The sequence below is a fragment of the Myxococcus sp. CA040A genome, from assembly GCF_013336725.1.
Classification (GTDB): Bacteria; Myxococcota; Myxococcia; order Myxococcales; family Myxococcaceae; genus Myxococcus; species Myxococcus llanfairpwllgwyngyllgogerychwyrndrobwllllantysiliogogogochensis.
Genome location: NZ_JABUMR010000002.1, coordinates 469244 through 486637, shown reverse-complemented (window position 1 = coordinate 486637; position 17394 = coordinate 469244). Strand labels below are relative to the sequence as shown.

General features: G+C 70.9%; 9 protein-coding genes. 8 read left to right on the top strand and 1 reads right to left on the bottom strand.

Annotated elements, in window-relative coordinates:
* Positions 1 to 21 precede the first annotated feature (21 nt).
* The 8 genes from HUA75_RS08870 to HUA75_RS08835 all read left to right on the top strand — a co-directional run bounded on the left by HUA75_RS08870 (position 22) and on the right by HUA75_RS08835 (position 15658).
* On the top strand, positions 22 to 3321 hold the full coding sequence (locus tag HUA75_RS08870) for a non-ribosomal peptide synthetase (protein WP_174486119.1): 3300 nt from the start codon (positions 22 to 24) through the stop codon (positions 3319 to 3321).
* Complete coding sequence (locus HUA75_RS08865; protein ID WP_174486118.1) at positions 3321 to 7793, top strand: non-ribosomal peptide synthetase; 4473 nt, start codon at positions 3321 to 3323, stop codon at positions 7791 to 7793. Before HUA75_RS08870 ends, HUA75_RS08865 begins: the two co-directional genes overlap by 1 nt.
* Positions 7794 to 7837: 44 nt before the next feature.
* Positions 7838 to 8497, top strand: a complete 660-nt coding sequence (locus HUA75_RS08860) for a class I SAM-dependent methyltransferase (RefSeq protein WP_141645739.1) — start codon at positions 7838 to 7840, stop codon at positions 8495 to 8497.
* A 16-nt stretch (positions 8498 to 8513) separates the two neighbouring features.
* The gene (locus tag HUA75_RS08855; protein ID WP_174486117.1) at positions 8514 to 10949 is read left to right on the top strand and encodes a M20/M25/M40 family metallo-hydrolase; all 2436 of its coding nucleotides are present in this window, start codon (positions 8514 to 8516) and stop codon (positions 10947 to 10949) included.
* 74 nt (positions 10950 to 11023) lie between these two features.
* Positions 11024 to 12481, top strand: a complete 1458-nt coding sequence (locus tag HUA75_RS08850) for a DUF1585 domain-containing protein (RefSeq protein WP_174486116.1) — start codon at positions 11024 to 11026, stop codon at positions 12479 to 12481.
* On the top strand, positions 12478 to 13278 hold the full coding sequence (locus HUA75_RS08845; protein ID WP_174486115.1) for a hypothetical protein: 801 nt from the start codon (positions 12478 to 12480) through the stop codon (positions 13276 to 13278). The genes HUA75_RS08850 and HUA75_RS08845 overlap by 4 nt, the downstream gene beginning before the upstream one ends.
* A gap of 5 nt (positions 13279 to 13283) precedes the next feature.
* On the top strand, positions 13284 to 14624 hold the full coding sequence (locus tag HUA75_RS08840; RefSeq protein WP_174486114.1) for a DUF1501 domain-containing protein: 1341 nt from the start codon (positions 13284 to 13286) through the stop codon (positions 14622 to 14624).
* Between the two features lie 116 nt (positions 14625 to 14740).
* A complete protein-coding gene (locus HUA75_RS08835; protein WP_174486113.1) occupies positions 14741 to 15658 on the top strand; it encodes an SDR family NAD(P)-dependent oxidoreductase in 918 nt (305 codons plus the stop codon).
* 54 nt (positions 15659 to 15712) lie between these two features.
* On the opposite strand, the gene HUA75_RS08830 is transcribed toward HUA75_RS08835, so the two are convergent.
* Complete coding sequence (locus HUA75_RS08830) at positions 15713 to 16882, bottom strand: acyl-CoA dehydrogenase family protein (RefSeq protein WP_174486112.1); 1170 nt, start codon at positions 16880 to 16882, stop codon at positions 15713 to 15715.
* Between the last annotated feature and the right edge of the window lie 512 nt (positions 16883 to 17394).

The window sequence follows — 17394 nt, the reverse complement described above, 5'->3', positions numbered from 1 at the left end:
GCCCGCGAGGAGAGAACCCCCATGTCCACCGTGGATACGAACGCCCGTCCCCCACCGACCGACGCCGCCCTCCAGGGCTGCTTCGTCTTCCCCGCGTCCGCGAGCCAGCAGCGGCTCTGGTTCCTCCACGAGCTGGACGCTCAATGGAGCGTGGCCTACCACCTGCCCGTGGCCTTCCGCGTCGCCGGCGCTGTCGACCGCGTCGCGCTGCAACGCGCCCTCAACCTCGTGGTGGCCCGCCACGAGGCGCTGAGGACCCGCCTCGCGTACCTGGACGGCGAGCTGGTGCAGGTCATCCATCCCGACGCGAGGGTCACCCTCTCCTTCACCGACCTGGGGCACATCCCCGCGGCCGAGCGAGATGAAGAGGCGCGGCGACTGCTCGCGGGAGAGGCCCGGCGCCCCTTCCGGTTCACCGAGGACAGCCTCCTGCGGGTGAACCTGTTGCGCCTGGGCGCCGCGGAGCACGCCCTGCTCGTCACGGTGCACCACCTCGTCGCGGATGGGAGCTCCGTGGAGCTGCTCGTGCGCGAGCTGGCGGACAGCTACGACGCCTGCCTCAAGGGCACGGAGCCGGCCCTTCCGGCCCTCCCCATCCAATACGCCGACTACGTGGCCTGGCAGCGGCAGTGGCTCGGCACCGAGGCGCACGCGGCCCAGAGCACCTACTGGAAGCGGAAGCTGGCCGGCGCGCCCCAGGTCATGGAGCTGCCGGTGGACCACCCGCGCCCCTCGGTCCAGACGTTCCGCGGCGCCACCACGGAGTTCACCCTCTCCCCGGAGCTGGGCGCGGCCGTCCGCCGCCACACCCGCGTAAGCGGCGTCACGCCGTACATGCTCCTGCTCCAGGCGTTCGCCATCGTGCTGCGGCGGTACACGGGGCAGGACGACCTCCTCATCGGAACACCCGTGGCGAACCGGGAGCGGCCCGAGTTGGAGCCCCTCATCGGGTTCCTCGCCAACACGCTCGTGGTGCGCGTGGACCTCTCCGGGGACCCGCGCGTGGACGCCCTCGGCGCGCGCATCCGGGAGACCGTCCTGGAGGCGCTCACGCACCAGCAGCTCCCCTTCGAGCTGCTCGTCGAGGCGCTCCAGCCCCAGCGCACGCTGAGCCACAACCCCCTCTTCCAGGTGATGTTCGCGATGCAGGAGGCGCCCCTCTCCCGCCTCTCGATGGGAGGGCACGCGCTGGAGCGGCTGCCCGTGGACCCGGGCACCTCCCGCTTCGACCTGTCCTTCTTCCTCATCGACGACGGAGACCGCATCCAAGGCATCGTCGAGTACGGCTCGGACCTGTTCGAGGCCGACACCATCGCCCACCTCGTCCAGCACTTCACGCGGGCAGTCGAGGGGCTCCTGGATGAAACCCGTCCGCGCCTCTCGCGGCTCGCCTTGGACAGCGAGGCCGACCGGCGGGAGCAGCTCGCGCGGGCCTTCCACGCGGAGCCCCACGCCTTCGTCCCCATCCACGAGGCAGTCGCCGCGCAGGCCGCGCGGACGCCGGAGCGCGTGGCCGTGGAGTGCGGCGCCCTCCGCCTCACCTACCGCGAGCTGATGACCCGCGTGGGCCAGCTCGCGGGTGCCTTGCGCGCGCGCGGCGTGGGCACCGAGGACCGGGTCGCCGTCCATCTGGAGCGCTCGCCGGACCTCATCGTGGCCCTGCTCGCGGTGCTCCAGGTCGGCGGGGCCTACGTCCCCGTGGACCCGCAGTACCCGCGTGAGCGGATCCGCGCCATGCTCCAGGATGCGCGTCCCCAGGCCCTCGTGACGACGCCCCAGCTCGCGTCCCTGGGCGTGGACATTCCCCACGTCCTGACCCCGGACGCGGTCGCGGAGGCCGGCGGGGACGCCCCTCCAGGCCCGAGGGCGGGTGAGCACACCCTCGCCTATGTGCTCTACACGTCGGGCTCCACCGGTCACCCCAAGGGGGTGATGGTGACACACGGAGCGCTCGCCAACTTCCTGCACACCATGGCGCGCGAGCCCGGGCTGCGAGGCGAGGACGTCCTCGCCGCGGTGACCACGTTCTCGTTCGACATCGCCGCGCTGGAGCTCTACCTGCCGCTGCTCGTGGGTGCGCGCGTGGTGCTCGTCACCCGGGAACAGGCGGCGGATGCCCGGGAGCTGGCGGCGCTGCTCGACACCCACCACGTGACGGTGATGCAGGCCACGCCCGCCACCTGGCGGCTCTTGACGGATACCGGCTGGAGACCCTCCAGCAGCTTCACCGCGCTCTGCGGAGGCGAGGCGCTTCCCCAGGACCTCGCCGACCTCCTCACGTATCGCGGCGCCACGCTGTGGAACCTCTACGGACCCACCGAGACGACGGTGTGGTCATGCCGCAAGCGGCTGCATCCCGGGGAGCGCGTCACGCTCGGCCGGCCCGTGGGCAACACGAGCACCTATGTGCTGGATGAGGACCTGATGCCGGTGCCCCCCGGCGTGAGCGGCGAGCTGTTCATCGGCGGAGAGGGCGTGGCCCGTGGCTACTGGGGGCTGCCCGGACGCACGTCCGAACGCTTCGTGCCCGACCCCTTCTCCGCGAGCCCGGGCGCGCGCCTCTATCGCACCGGGGATCTGGTGCGCCCGCGGCCTGACGGCGACCTCGTGTACCTGGGACGCGCGGACCACCAGGTGAAGCTCCGGGGCTTCCGCATCGAACTGGAGGAGGTGGAAACCGTCCTGCGACGCCACCCGGAGGTGCGCGCTGTGGCGGTCCATCTGTGGGGGACGGACGAGGCCCGACGGCGGCTCGTCGCCCACGTCGTTCCCGCCACGCGCCCCCCTTCCGAGGAGTTCGCCCGGCGCCTTCGGGAGCACGCCCGTGCCCACCTCCCCGAGTACATGGTGCCCGCCACCATCGCCCTGCTGGACGCGCTCCCGCTGACACCCAACGGCAAGGTGGACCGTCGCGCCCTGCCCTCTCCGGACGCCGTCTCCGCCTCCAGCGAGCGGCTCCTCGTCGCGCCCCGCACCGACACCGAACGCCAGGTCGGCGCCGTCTGGACCCGGCTGCTCGAGCGCGAGCAGGTGGGCGTGGATGACGACTTCTTCGAGCTGGGCGGCAACTCGCTGCTCGCCGGGCGGCTCGTGCAACTGCTCGACCAGGAGTTCGGCGTGAGGGTGCCCATGCGCGACCTCTTCATCAACGCCACCATCGCCCACCTCGCGACCGTCATCGACACGCGACGCCGACAAGCGCCCTCGGTGCTGAAGCCCGCGTCCGACACGCCGCTGGACGGGTTGAGCGACGCCGACGTGGAAGCCCTGCTGAACGATCCGCTGCTGAGCCACGCCCTCTCCCAGGAGATTCGCAGGTGATGCCCTCCCAGAACGACTCCGTCCGAAGGCCCCTCGAGGACCGGCGCGCCACGCTCACCCGCTGGCTCCGGGAGCGCGGGGCCGACCCCGCCAACCTGACGCCCACGCAGCGACGACTGTGGATGCTGCTCCAGTTGGACGGCACGCTGCCGGCCCAGGTGTTGACGGCGCGCGAGCTGCGGGGCGCGCTGGAGCTGGCCCCGCTCCAGCAGGCCATCGCCGAGGTCGGCCGCCGCCACGACCTGCTTCGCAGCACCTTCAAGGACGTGGGGGGAACGCCGCTGCGACTCGTCCACCCCATCGCGGCGCTGTCCCTGCGGGTGACGGACGTGACCGACGCGGACGCCGCGGAGCGCCTCTCCGACATCGCCCGGGAGATGCTCGCCCGGCGCGCCGACGTCGCCTCCGCGCCACTGTTGGACTTGCGGCTCGTGCGGCTCGCCGCCGACAGCCACGTGTTGTTCGCGACGGGCCACGAGCTGGTCGTGGCGACCTCCTCCCTGGAGTCCTTCGTCCAGGAGCTCCTCGCGACGTATGCCGCCCTCCACCGAGGCGAGCCCCTCGGTGAGGGCGCCGTGCCCTCCCACGCGGAGCACGCCACCCGCGAGCACGCGTGGCTCGCCAGTCCAGAGGGGACGGCGGCGGTGGAGCACTGGCGTCGACGCCTCGCGGACGTTCCCGTGCTCCAACTCCCCACGGACCGGCCGCGTCCCGCCGTGAAGACCCACCGATCCGCGTCCGTCCACCAGCGCCTGCCGCGGGAGCTCCTGGGGCAGTTGTCCGCGCTCGCCACACGCACGGACGAGGAGCTGGGGACGGTGCTCTTGACCGGCCTCCAGACCCTGCTGGCCCGCTACTCGCTCCAGGTGGATGTGACGGTGGGGGTACGCGACGAGCCTCCTGGCAGCGCGGAGTCCGAGCCGCCAGGTCCCGGCCGTGGCCCCCTCGTCTTGCGAGTCGGCCTGGGCGGAGACCCCTCATTCGAGGACGCGCTCCGACGAACCGGCCGCGCCCTTCGGGAGGCGCGCAAGTTCGGGCGCGTGCCATTCGCCACCCTCGTGGAGGCGCTCCAGCCACCGAGAGACCTCAGCCGCACGCCCTTCTTCCAGACCCTGTTCCAGTTCCGTGACGCGCGCGAGGCGCTCGACCTGGTCCCCGGCCTGCGAGTCACCCCACACGTGCCGCGCGTGGGGACCACCCCCGTGGACCTGACGCTCGCCGCGACCGCGACCCAGGAGGGACTCCACCTGCGCGTGGACTACAACACCGACCTGTTCGACGCGAGCACCGCGCGGCGGATGCTCGACCACCTGCGCACGCTGCTCGACGGGGCGCTGACCACTCCGACCGCCACCCTCTCCGCGCTGCGGCTGCTGCCGGCCGAGGAGTGGGGGCAGGTCCTCCATGGCTGGAACAAGACGGCCCACGCCGCTCCCTCGGAGAAGTGCCTGCACGAGCTGGTGGAGGCGCAGGCGGCGCGAACCCCGGGGGCCTGGGCCGTCACCGGTCCTGGCGGGGAGCGCACCTACGCGATGCTCGACGAGCAGGCGAACCAGCTCGCGCATCACCTGCGGGGGCTCGGGCTGGCGCGCGAGGACCGCGTGGCGCTGTGCCTGGAGCGCTCGGTGGAGATGGTCGTCGCCATGCTCGCGGTCCTCAAGGCCGGAGGCGCCTACGTTCCGCTGGATCCGGAGTACCCCACGGAGCGGCTCACGCACCTGCTCACGGACAGCGGCGCGCGGGTGCTCATCACCCAGCGGTCGCTCACGGCGCGGCTGGGAACCTCCCCGGCGAAGCGGCTCCTCGTGGACGAGGACTGGCCCGCCATCGCGGCGAACCCGCGCTCGGCCCCGCCCCGGACGACGACGCCCGCGCACCTCGCGTACCTCATCTACACCTCCGGCTCCACGGGGACGCCCAAGGCGGTGATGCTCACGCACCGGGGCATCGTCAACAACCTCACCTGGCGACAGGCGACGTGGCCGCTGAACCCAGAGGACCGCGTCCTGCAGAACCACTCGTTCAGCTTCGACCCCTCCGTCTGGGCGACGTTCTGGCCGCTGCTCGTGGGCGCGCGCACGGTCGTCACCGCCGCGGGCCAGGCCACCGACAGCCGGTCGCTGGTGGAGCTGATGCGCTCCCAGGGCATCACCGTCTACGGCGCGGTGCCGTCCCTCAACTCGGTGTTGATGGAGGAGCCGGATATCGGCCGGTGCACCCGCCTGCGCTACGTGCTGAGCGGGGCCGAGGCCCTCACCGGCTCGCTCCAGCGCAGCATCTTCTCGCGCGTGTCAGCCACGGTGGCGAACCTGTACGGCCCCACCGAGACGACCATCGACGCCACGAGCTGGACGTGCCCTCGCGTGGATGAGCCCGAGGCGGCCCCCATCGGTCGGCCCATCGGCAACACGCGGACCTACGTCGTCGACGCGCACCTCCAACCGGTGCCCGTCGGCGTGCCCGGGGAGATCTGCATCGGCGGCGCGGGACTGGCCCGCGGCTACCACGGGAGGCCCGGCCTGACGGCGGAGCGGTTCGTGCCAGACCCCTTCTCCAGCGAGACTGGCGCGCGGCTGTACCGGACGGGTGACCTGGGCCGATACCGGGCGGACGGCGCCATCATGTTCCTCGGTCGCGTGGACGACCAGGTCAAGGTCAGCGGCTACCGCGTGGAGCTGGGCGAGGTCGAAGCCGCGCTTGGCCAGCACCCCGACGTGCGCGAAGTCGTGGTCGTGGCCCACGCCAGTGGCCCGGACATGAAGCGGCTCGTCGCCTACATCGTGCCCGCGGAGAACGCCGCGCCCCAGGCGCGCGCCCTGTCGACGTACCTGGAGGGACACCTGCCGACGTACATGGTGCCCACCCTGTTCGTCATCGTCAGTGAGCTGCCCCGGACGGCCAACGGCAAGGTGAACCGGCAGGCCCTGCCCGCTCCCCAGGTCGAACGAGCGGAGCCGCTGGCGGACTCCGCCATGCCCCGCTCGCCGCTGGAGGAGGAGATCGCCGCGGCCTTTGGGAATGTGCTCGGCACGACGAGCGTGGGCATCCACGACGACTTCTTCGGCGTCGGCGGCACGTCGCTCATGCTGGCGAAGCTTGCGTCGCGGCTGCTCAACCGCTTCGAAATCGCCATCCCCGTCCACCAGTTCTTCAAGGTGCCCACCGTGGCGGGCGTCGCGAACGTGGTGGAGACCTTCCAACGCGAGGGGCTCGAGGCGGTGCTGATGAATCAGCACGCCACGCGCCTGGACACGGACGCCACCCTGCCCCCCGACATCTCGCCCGTGGGGCTGCCCGAGGCGGACTTCCTCGACCCCTCCGCCGTTCTGCTCACGGGCGCCACGGGCTACCTCGGTGCGTTCCTGTTGGAGCAGCTCCTGAAGTGCACCCGCGCCACGGTCTACTGCCTGGTCCGCGCGGACACGCCCGCCCAGGCGATGAAGCGCGTCCGGACGACGATGGAGCAGTACCTCGTCTGGGACGAAGCCCACGCGGCGCGCATCCGTCCACTCGTCGGAGACCTGGCCAAGCCCCGCCTCGGCCTGGACGAGGCGGAGTGGGACGCGATGGCCGGGAAGCTCGACGCCATCTACCACAACGGCGCGTTGGTCAACTTCGTCTACCCCTACTCCGCGCTGCGGGGACCGAACGTGCAGGGCACCCAGGAGGTGCTGCGGTTGGCCTGCCTGCGAAGGCTCAAGGCCGTGCACTACGTCTCCACCATCGACGTGCTGCTGGCCACTCACATGCCGCGGCCGTTCCTGGAGGACGACTCGCCGCTGCACAGCCCGGTGGAGGTGCCCGGCGGCTACACCGGGAGCAAGTGGGTCGCGGAGAAGGTCGTCGACATCGCCCGGCAGCGCGGCATCCCCGTCGGCATCTACCGGCCCGGCCTCATCCTGAGTCACGAGGAGACAGGCGCGACGCAGACCAACGACTACCTGCTGGTCGCGTTCCGGGGCTACGTCCCCATGGGCATCCTCCCGGAGTACCCGCGCATCTTCGACACCATCCCCGTGGACTACGCCGCGAAGGCCATCGTCCACATCTCCCTGAAGCGGGAGGCGTTCGGGCGCTTCTTCCACCTGTTCAACCCGGCGCCCGTCTCCCTGCACCAGTTCTGCGAGTGGATCCGCTCGTACGGGTACGAATTCGACATCGTCCCCTTCGACGAGGCGCGACGACGGGCCCTGGAGGTCGACACATCCCACCCGCTCTATCCGCTGGTGCCGCTCATCCGCGACGCGGAGGCGGAACCCACGCCGGCGCTCGACCCATCCGTCATCGGTGAACTCCAGCCCGAGATGGAGTGCGCCAACGCGCTGGAGGTGCTGGCGGGAAGCGGCATCCGCTGCCCCCCCATGACCGAGGCCCTGGCGCACCGCTGCATCCAGTACCTGGTCGACGTCGGCTTCCTCCCACCCCCCGAAGCGCTGCGCACCGCCCGCTCGCGACAGGTCGCCGGAACCTGAGCGGCCACGCCCCATCCCTCTCACCGCAAGAGACGAGTCCCAGAATGATCCACCACGTCGAACTGACCCAGCCTGTCCTCCAGTACGTCCGTGACAACTCCCTGCGCGACAACCCCATCCTGCGCGACCTGCGCGAGGAGACGTCGCGCCTGCCGCTGCGCACGATGCAGGTCCCGCCCGAGCAGGGGCAGTTGCTCCACCTGCTGACGCGACTGCTGGGCGCGCGCAAGACGCTGGAGGTGGGCGTCTTCACCGGCTACAGCACCCTGTGCACCGCGCTCGCGCTGCCCGCGGACGGCCGGGTCGTCGCGTGCGACCTGAGCGAGGAGTGGATCTCCGTGGCTCGGCGCTACTGGAAGCTCGCGGGCGTGGAGGAGCGCATCGACGTGCGTCTCGGGGATGCCCACCACACCCTGGAGGCGCTGGTGTCCAGCCCCGAGCGGGGGACGTTCGACCTGGCGTTCATCGACGCGGACAAGGAGAGCTACGAGCACTACTACGAATTCGCGCTCCGGCTGCTGCGCCCGGGCGGACTGGTGGTGCTCGACAACACGCTCTGGTCCGGCAAGGTCGCCGACCCCGCCGTCTCGGACCCAGAGACGGACTCGCTGCGTCGCATCAACGCGAAGCTCCTGCACGACGAGCGTGTGGACCTGAGCATGCTTCCCTTCGCGGATGGGCTGACCCTCGCGAGGAAGCGCTGAGCCCACGGCCCGTCCCATGACCCCGCCTTCCCGCCCCATCGCGAAACGCTCCCCGGAGCCCTCCGTCATCCCCGGCGGGCCTGGCGTCGTGCTCGCGTTGGTCCTGCTGGTCGGCGGCAGCTGGGCGGCCCTGGCGCCCTACCAACCGCCCGCGCCTGTTCCCGCCTCCGCGTCGGCCGAGGACTTCTCCGCGGAGCGGGCGTTCGCCCACGTCCAGCGCATCGCTCGCGAACCTCATCCAGTGGGCTCGGCGGAGCATGCGCGTGTGCGCGAGTACCTGCTCGCGGAGCTGGCGGGGCTGGGCCTTTCGCCCGAAGTCCAGCGGGCCCCGAGCGTGGCGGAGTTTCCCACCCCCTTCGGGGTGACCTACCGGTCCGCGGCCGTCGTCCAGAACGTGCTCGCCCGTGTGCCAGGACGCTCCAGCGAGCGGGCCCTCCTGCTGATGGCGCACTACGACTCCGTGCCGGCGGGCCCGGGCGCCAACGACAACACCGCCGCGGTGGCGACCCTCCTGGAGACGGCGCGCGCGCTGACCGCGTCCCCCCAGAAGCCCGGCCATGATGTCTTCTTCCTGTTCACCGACGCGGAGGAGGTCGGGTTGCTCGGCGCGCAGGCCTTCTTCGCCCAGCATCCCCGGCGCCACGCCGTGGCCACGGTGCTCAACTTCGAGGCCCGTGGCAGTCATGGCCCGGTCCTGATGTTCGAGACGGGGCCGGACAGCGGCTGGCTCGTCGACGCGCTCGGTTTGACGGTGCCCACGGCGCTCGCAAGCTCGCTGTTCGACACAGCCTACCGGTACCTGCCGAACATGACCGAGTTCACCCTGTCCAAGGCCGCCGGCATCCCCGGCCTCAACTTCGCGTACATCGACGGCCTCACGGCCTACCACGGAGCGCTGGACCGTCCGGAGAACGTGGACGCGCGCACCTTGCAGCATCAGGGGGAGTACGCGCTGCGACTCACCCGGCGGCTGACGGACGGCACACTGTCGCCCCAGGGGACCTCCAGCCTGGTCTTCTTCAACGTCGCGGGGCTGGGACTCATCAGGTACCCGGAAGGGTGGAGTCCCTTCTTCGCCCTGGGCGCGACGCTCTTCTGGGCGGCCCTCGTCGCGCGAGGACTCCGGGAGAAGACGCTGTCGGCGAGGCAGCTCGCGCGCGGACTGGGCACCTTCCTGCTCGTCTGCGGGGGTGTCCTCGCCATCGCGCTCGCCATCAGCCTCCTGGCTGGCGCGACCCATCCCGAGTCCCGCCGCGCCGGCGACACCTACGGCAGCGGACTCTACCTGGGGGGACTGCTCGCGGTGACGGCCGCCGTGGCCGCGCTGTTCGTCGTGAGGACGGGCCCCCGCGTCGGCGTGCGGGCCCTCACCCTGGCGGCCTGCGCGCCCTGGGCGCTGCTCGCGGTGCTGACCGCGTTCCTCGCGCCCGGCCTCGGCTTCCTGTTCACCTGGCCCCTGGCGAGCACGGCGCTCGGGCTGGCGCTCCTCCCCTCCGCTCCCGGCTCCGCGAGCTGGCGATGGCCGTCCGCGTTGACGTTGTGCGCCATCCCGCCGCTGCTCATCGTGGCGCCCCTCCTCGTCCTCACCTTCGTGGGGCTCACGCCGCGGCTCGCCGTCGTGACGGCACTGCTCGCCGCCCTCCTCTGCGGACTGCTCGTCCCACTCCTCCACGCGCTGACGGCGCTCCGAACCTGGCCGCTGCCGGTGACAACCCTCGCCACGGGGCTTGGACTCGTGGTCCTGGCGAGCCTTCCACGGGCGCCCACCCCCGAGCGCCCCCGGGCGAACAACGTCGTCTATGCGTGGGACGCGGACAGCGGGCAGGCCCTCTGGTTCAGCAGCGACGAGCAGTTGGACGACTGGACGCGGCAGTTCTTCCTCCAGGACGCGACGCGAGAAGGGCAGCTCCCCGCCTTCATGCCGCGCTGGGGCCAGGACTTCCGGTTCGCGCCCGCTCCGGTGCTCGACGCGCCTGCGCCCCTCGTGGAGGCGCTCGAGGACACCGTCACGGCGGACCGGAGGAGGCTGCGCCTGCGAATCACCTCCCCCCGGGGAGCGCGCAGCGCGTTGGTGTCACTCCATGGCGCGCCCGTGCTCGCCTATGTCGTGGACGGCGCTCCTGGCCCCACCAGTCCCGCCCTCGCGGGCGACGCGGCGTGGACCCTGTGGCTCGAAACCCTGCTCCCCGAGGGCAATCTCCTGGAGGCCACCTTCCCGGCGTCCCAACCCCTCACCATTCGCGTCATGGACCGCACCGACGGCCTGCCTTCGCTGTCAGGCTTCACGCCAACGCGAAGACCCCCGTACATGATTCCCGCACCCTCCCTGGACGTGGAGAACTGGGGCAATGCCACCTACGTCAGCCACGCCCTCCATATTTCCGCCCACCCGGTCGGTTCCACGGCACGGCAATCATTGCCGACCGCCGCGCAGCCCCCAGGGAATGATTGACATTAACGCCTGGATTTACAGGAAAGACCCGAGTAGGTTTTCGAGCAATGCCTCTCACCACGCGTTCGAACAGGATGACGTTGGGAGCAGCCTTCCTGACGCTGACGCTGACGCTCTCGCCAGCGCAGGCGTCGGACGACGCCGCGTCCACGCCCGTGGTGGAGCTGGTGCAGGTGCTCTCCCTTCGCCTTCGGCTGAAGCGGCTGGAGCCACAGGAGCGGCGCGACCTGGAGGAGCGACTCGCGCGCGGAGAGACTCCTTCCCGCATCTACGAGGAGGTCCTGGACCGCTGGTTGACGCGGGACTTCTACCGGAAGCTCTCGAGCGCGTTGGCGTTCACTCCGGCGGCGACGAACTTCTTCGTCGGGACGCTGTCACGCTTCCGTGAAGACGGGCAGTGGGTCTACTACCTGCCCCACACCGTGGGCGCCTCGCGTCCGGAGGGGACCGCGCCTTGTGTGCCCGCCGAACGCAAGTCAGCGCCAGCCTGGTGGGGGCGCGGACAACGCATCTCCATCTGTCAGGACAGCTACCGCCCGGAGAACGCCTTCGACGCGGTCGGCTACTGCGGTGGACAGCCCGAGCCCACCATCCCCACGCCGCCCAGGCCGGGCTGCGGTTGCGGTCCCCTGCTGTTGGGTTGCCTCCCTCCGGACGAGGAAGCGCCGCGCATGGACCAGCGCTTCGTGGAGGCGATGATGAGCGAGGTGACCGAGACCGGCGCTGAGCTCATGTCGAAGGGGCGCCCCTTCGACGAGTTGATGACGACCTCCTCCACCTGGCAGTCCGGCCTGACGCGCTTCCTGTACCTGCGGCGGGAGATGCTGGCGAAGGTGTCCCAGAAGCCCTTCTCCCCCGCGCGGGAGCAGGAGCTGGTGCGGATGCTGGCCACGGTGGACCTGGAGGCCCCGGGCCAGTTCGTCGAGCGCAAGGGCGAATACCAGGGCAGTGGCCTGTTCCTGAACACGCCCGTCATGGCCGCGTTCGTGGGGACGTCCCGCGCGACGATGCAGTTGATGTTGTCGCAGTTCCTCTGCGTGGACTTCCCGGCGAACACCGTGGACAGCGAGACGCTCCTCACCGTCACCGGCGGGCAGCACGAGGGCGTGCGCTTCGAGGTGTACGAGTCCCCTATGCGCAACCAGGGCGCCTGCAGCGGATGCCACGCGCCCATGGACTCGGGGTCGGGCTTCCTGGTGGGCTTGCGTCCGCCCATCTTCGGCTCCATCCCCACCGGCAGACAGGTGGAGGGGGCGCTGTACGTCCACGGCGCCGAGGACTTCCGGGGCAAGGGCAAGGGCACCGCCGCGCTGGCCCGGCTCCTCACCCAGCAGCCCGAGTTCCCCCGCTGCGCCACCTCCCGCATGTTCACCTTCCTCGTGGGGCGACCGCCCCGGAAGACGGCCGAGGAGCGGCGGCTGCTGGAGGAGCTGACCCGGACCTTCGAGCAGAACGGACGGCGGGTCGATGTCCTCATCCGCGCCATCCTGTGGAGCAAGCCGCAGACGGAACCGATGGTGCTCGCGCAATGACCTCCCTCGGTCTGCTGTTCCTCGTCCTGGCGGCGGCGCCGGCGCGTGACGCCGCCGAGGTGCCTCCCAACGTGGCGGTCCTCCTCCAACGCCACTGCTCCGGCTGCCACGACGAGGACAGCTCGCTCGACCTGCGTCAGGTGCCCGGCCCGAGCGACCTGGAGACGTGGCGGGACATCCACAAGGCCGTCGAGACCGGCCGCATGCCTCCCTCCGCGAAGGACGCGGAGGGGCTGTGGAAGGGCCCTGGGACTTCACCCGTCCCACTGGGCCCCGGATACCGACAGGAGCTCGCCAGCTCCATCGCCGCGCTGCTGGAGGCCCAACAGCACCCCGCCCCGCCGCGCACGGCCATGCAATTGTCCCTGGACGACTGGCTGCTCATCGTCCGCGAGGTGGCGCATCCGTACATGAGCGCGGGCGCGCTCGAGGCCCTCGTCGCTCCTCGGCTGGAGCTGGAGCCCTCCGCACGCCATCCGCTCATCGCCATGGACGTCTGCACCCGGGTCATCGACACGGACCTGGGGCGCCCCGCCGGAAAGCGGACCCTGGTGGACGTCGCGGAGGGACCTGCCTCGGAGAAGGCGACGGAGGCCATCACGCAGCGCCTGTTCCGGCTCGTGTACCAGCAGGAGCCCAGCGCCGCGGACACGAAGGATGGACAGGCACGCTTCCGCCGCTTCCAGCGCATCGCACCGGCGACACGCGACGCGGCGGCGGCGCTGTGCACCAGCTATCTGGCCGGCATCCGGGTGCTGCGGCTGGAGCTCGCCCCCGCCCCCACGACAGCGAGATGACGACCATGGCCCGCTCCTCACGACGCGAAGTCCTCCAGGCCCTGGCTGGCGTCAGCGGACTGGCCCTGCTCCCGGCCTGTGGCCTCCATCGCGCGGGCGCGCCCGACGTGAAGTCGACCTCCACGCCACCGGTCGCACTCCCGCCGCCGTCCACCGCGCGGCCCCACTACTTCGTCCGCATCACCCTCGACGGTGGCTTCGACAGCGTGATGACCGTGGACGCGAAGGACCCCGCCACGGCCGGAGAGGTCGACACCGGATACCGGGCGGCCGAGCGCCTCCAGGGCACGCGCCGCCTGTTCGGGCCGCTCATCGGTGGTCTGCTGCGCCACGACGACGCGCTGTGCCTGGTCCACGGCGTCCGCTACGACACCGTCGCGCACGAGACGGGCGAGGCCATCCTGCGCGCGGGCCACCAGCGACATGGCGCCAGCACCCCGCCCTTCGGCGACGTGCTCGGAGGCCTGTTGCCGGGCAGCGCCCCCATCCCGCACCTCCACATCCAGACCGGCTTCCCGCGGCCACCGCGCCCCCTGGACGCGCTGCCGCTGCCCGGCAACCCGGAGGGCCGCGCCATTCCCCTCGCGGGAGGATTGAGCATCGACCCCGCGACGGTGGAGCTGCTCACCGGCGAGCCTCGGCGGGGCCTGTTCGACACGCCCTCCTGGTTCGAGGAGATGCAGACCCTGCGGCACGAGGAGGCCCGCCAGTGGCTCGGCGGGAGACCGGAGGAGCTCGCCGCACACGAGCAGACGCTCCAACAGGGCCAGCACCTCCAGCGCCTGCTATCCACCGCGGACCGACACACGGCGCTTCGTGGAAGTCCGCTGGGGCCCGGCCTCCAGCTCGCCTTCCATGCCGTGCGTGGCAATCACGCGCGCTTCGTCACCGTGCGCTCGCCCCGCGTCTGGTTGGACACGCACACCGACAACGTGGCGCTCCAGTCAGCGCGCACGCGCCCCATCTTCGACGACATCGCCGGCTTCCTGGACCTGCTCCAGCGCGAGCGCAACGCGTTCGGCACGCTCCTGGAGCAGACCACCATCGTGATCGCCTCCGAGCTGGGCCGCTTCCCCAAGCTGAACATGGTGCGGGGCAAGGACCACTGGCCCGAGAACAGTTGGATTCTCCTGGGGCGTGGCATCCGCGCGGGCGCGACGGTAGGCCAGACGGACGCGAGGTTCCGCGGCGTCTCCATCGACTATCGCAGCGGCAGCGCCACCGAGGGGCAACGGCGCCCGCTCGAAATCGACGCGCTCTTCGCCACCCTGCTGCACCTGGCCGGAGGAGATCCGCTCCGCCACGACTACGGGCGGGACATGCTGCTGCACGGCATCCTCGCCTGACGAAGACGACGAACCCCGACAGCTCGCTCGCCCTCCCCGGTGGGTCTCGTCTTGCCTGACGTTCGCTGAACAGAGCCCGAAGTCCACCCGCTGCCCCAACCTATCCGGAGACGTTCATGCAAGGAGCCAAGCAGCCCATCGCGAAACACCTGAAGACCCTGACCGGCCGTGTCGCCGTGGTGACCGGCGCCAGCCGCGGCGCGGGGCGCGCCATCGCCCTGGTGCTCGCCGAAGCCGGCGCCACTGTCTATGTCACCGGTCGAAGCGCCTCTGCCGGACAGACCACCGAAGGGCTCCCCGGCACGGTGGAGAACGCCGCCGAGGAGGTGACGCAGCGAGGGGGGAAGGGAATCGCCGCGCGGGTGGACCACACGAACGAGCAGGACGTGGCCGCGTTCTTCGAGCGCGTCAAGCGCGAGTCCGGGCGGCTGGACCTGCTCGTCAACAACGTCTGGGGAGGTTACGAGCAGTATGACGGCCCCGACTTCGACCTGCCGTTCTGGGAGCAGCCCACGGAGAAGCGCTGGCAGGGCATGTATGTCGCCGGCCTGCGCGCGCACTTCCTGTCGAGCCGGTTCGCGGCGCCGCTGCTCATCGCGCGCAAGGCCGACGCGCCTCCGGGCCTCATCGTCAACACGGTGGGCTGGGCCTACGGCGAGTACCTGCGCAACCTGTACTACGACGTCGCCAAGTCCGCGATCATCCGCATGAGCTTTGGCATGGGGCTGGAGTTGAAGAAGCACCACGTCGCAGCGGTGGCCCTGGCACCGGGCTTCATGCGCACCGAGCGAGTGATGGCCGAGCACGCCAAGGGTCCCTTCGACCTGAGCGGCACCGAGTCGCCCGAGTACGGAGGCAGGGCCGTGGCCGCGCTGGCCGGGGATCCGCGCATCATGGAGCGCAGCGGGAAGCTGTTCACCTCCGGCGACCTGGCGCGCGAGTACGGCTTCACGGACGTGGATGGCAAGCAGCCCGAGGGCTTCCGCATCCCGCCCTACGGGGAGGACGAGGCCCCCCAGAGCACGGGGACCTGAGCACTTGCTCCGTGGGCCCGCCCCGCCATGACGGGACGGGCCCGCCTCCGAGCCTCAGGACTCCAACGCGAAGTCGAACCCCAGCAAGGTGCTGCCCGCCTGCGCGAACCATCCATCCGTGGCGGAGGCGTGCTGGGTGAGCACATGGATGTCGCGGAAGCGCCGCTGGAGGGTGGAGCCGTCCCGGACGGGGCTGGTGCCGCTGGCGCGATAACAGGCGCTCACCACCTCGGCGGCGGTGTCCACGAGCCACGCGGTGGTGCTTAGAATCTCCGGCGCGAAGCCGGAGGCGGAGTCCGGCGCCTCGACGCAGGTGGTCCAGAAGCGCCCCGAGAGTTCCTGGAGCAGGGCGCGCGCCGCGCGCAGGTCGGATTGGGCGCGCCCCAGCCGGTGCTGGAACTGGGGTGACTCGCGCAGGGTGTGGCGCGCATACAGGCGCTTCTTCCCCGCCTTCGCCAGGGCGACCACGTCGTCGAGCGCCGCCTGCGCGATTCCGACCGCCACCGCGCCGATGTGCAGGCTGATCTGGAGCGGAGGGGCCACGAAGTGGGGGCTGGGGTGGCAGGGGCGGGCCGCGGCGACGTCAAAGGCATACGCCTCCGGCACGAAGACATCCTCGACGGAGATGTCGTGACTGCCACTGCCACGCATCCCGAGGACCTGCCAGTTGTCGAGGATGCGCGCGGAGGATGCGGGCACCAGCACGGTGCGCAGCGCCGGCTTGCCATCCGTGCCCATGACAGGCTTTCCCGATTCGTCCTTCAGGGCGCAGCTTCCGTAGAACCAATCACTGTGATGGCACCCGGTGGCGAAGTTCCACCGCCCCGTGACGCGATAGCCTCCCGCCACGGTCCGCGCCTCCCCCTGCGCCGCCATGGCGCCCGCCGCGACGATGTCCGGGCTCGCCGCGTGGATGGCATCGAACTCCGAGCGTGGCAACACCGCGAACAGATGGGGGCTGCCCACGCCAATCATGGTCGTCCAACCGAGGGAGCCGTCGATTCGACCCAGCTCCTCCAGCACTTCCAGCCCCTCCAGGAGCGCCAGGTCGAGTCCGCCATGACTGCGCGGCACGAACATCCGGAACACCCCCGCTGACTTGAGCAGGCCAATCACATCGGCGGGAATCCTCCTCGCCAACTCGATTTCCGCGCCCCGCGCGGAGAGGGATGGTGCGAGTTCGCGTACCGCCTGGAGGACCGCGGACCGACTGTTCGTCTTCACGTGCGACTCCCGGGAACGAGGGACACGAGGCCTTCCACGCAGCGCTCACCAGGGACATCTCCACACCCGGCGCGTGCCTCTGACGCAACTCCTATCATAAACTAGACTAACGAGTAATTCCAACAAAACAGCCAGCGGCAGCAAAACATTGCCATGGGGGCATATCGCTACCCGAGGAGGGGGACCGTCGCATGAGCTGGTGCGAGGGCAGTCGCGGAATGCAGTCCTCCACGCTCGCCGCGGGGCGAACCCAGGTCGCTGAAGACCACGCCACGCGATGCCCTCCCCGCTAGGAGTTGCCGATGGCTTCCGCCGGGAGGCGCCAACACTGAACAGCGCCGCGCAGACGGGTCCGTGAAGGCACGGCGCTCCTGAAGCAGCACGGGGACGACCCGCTCCTCGACGCGTCCGACGCCGCGATGAAGGCGCCTCCCCGCGAGGCGGGGACCACGGCCGACTTCCCGAGCCGACCTGGGTCCTCGGGCCCCAAGAAGGCCCACGCACACGCAAAC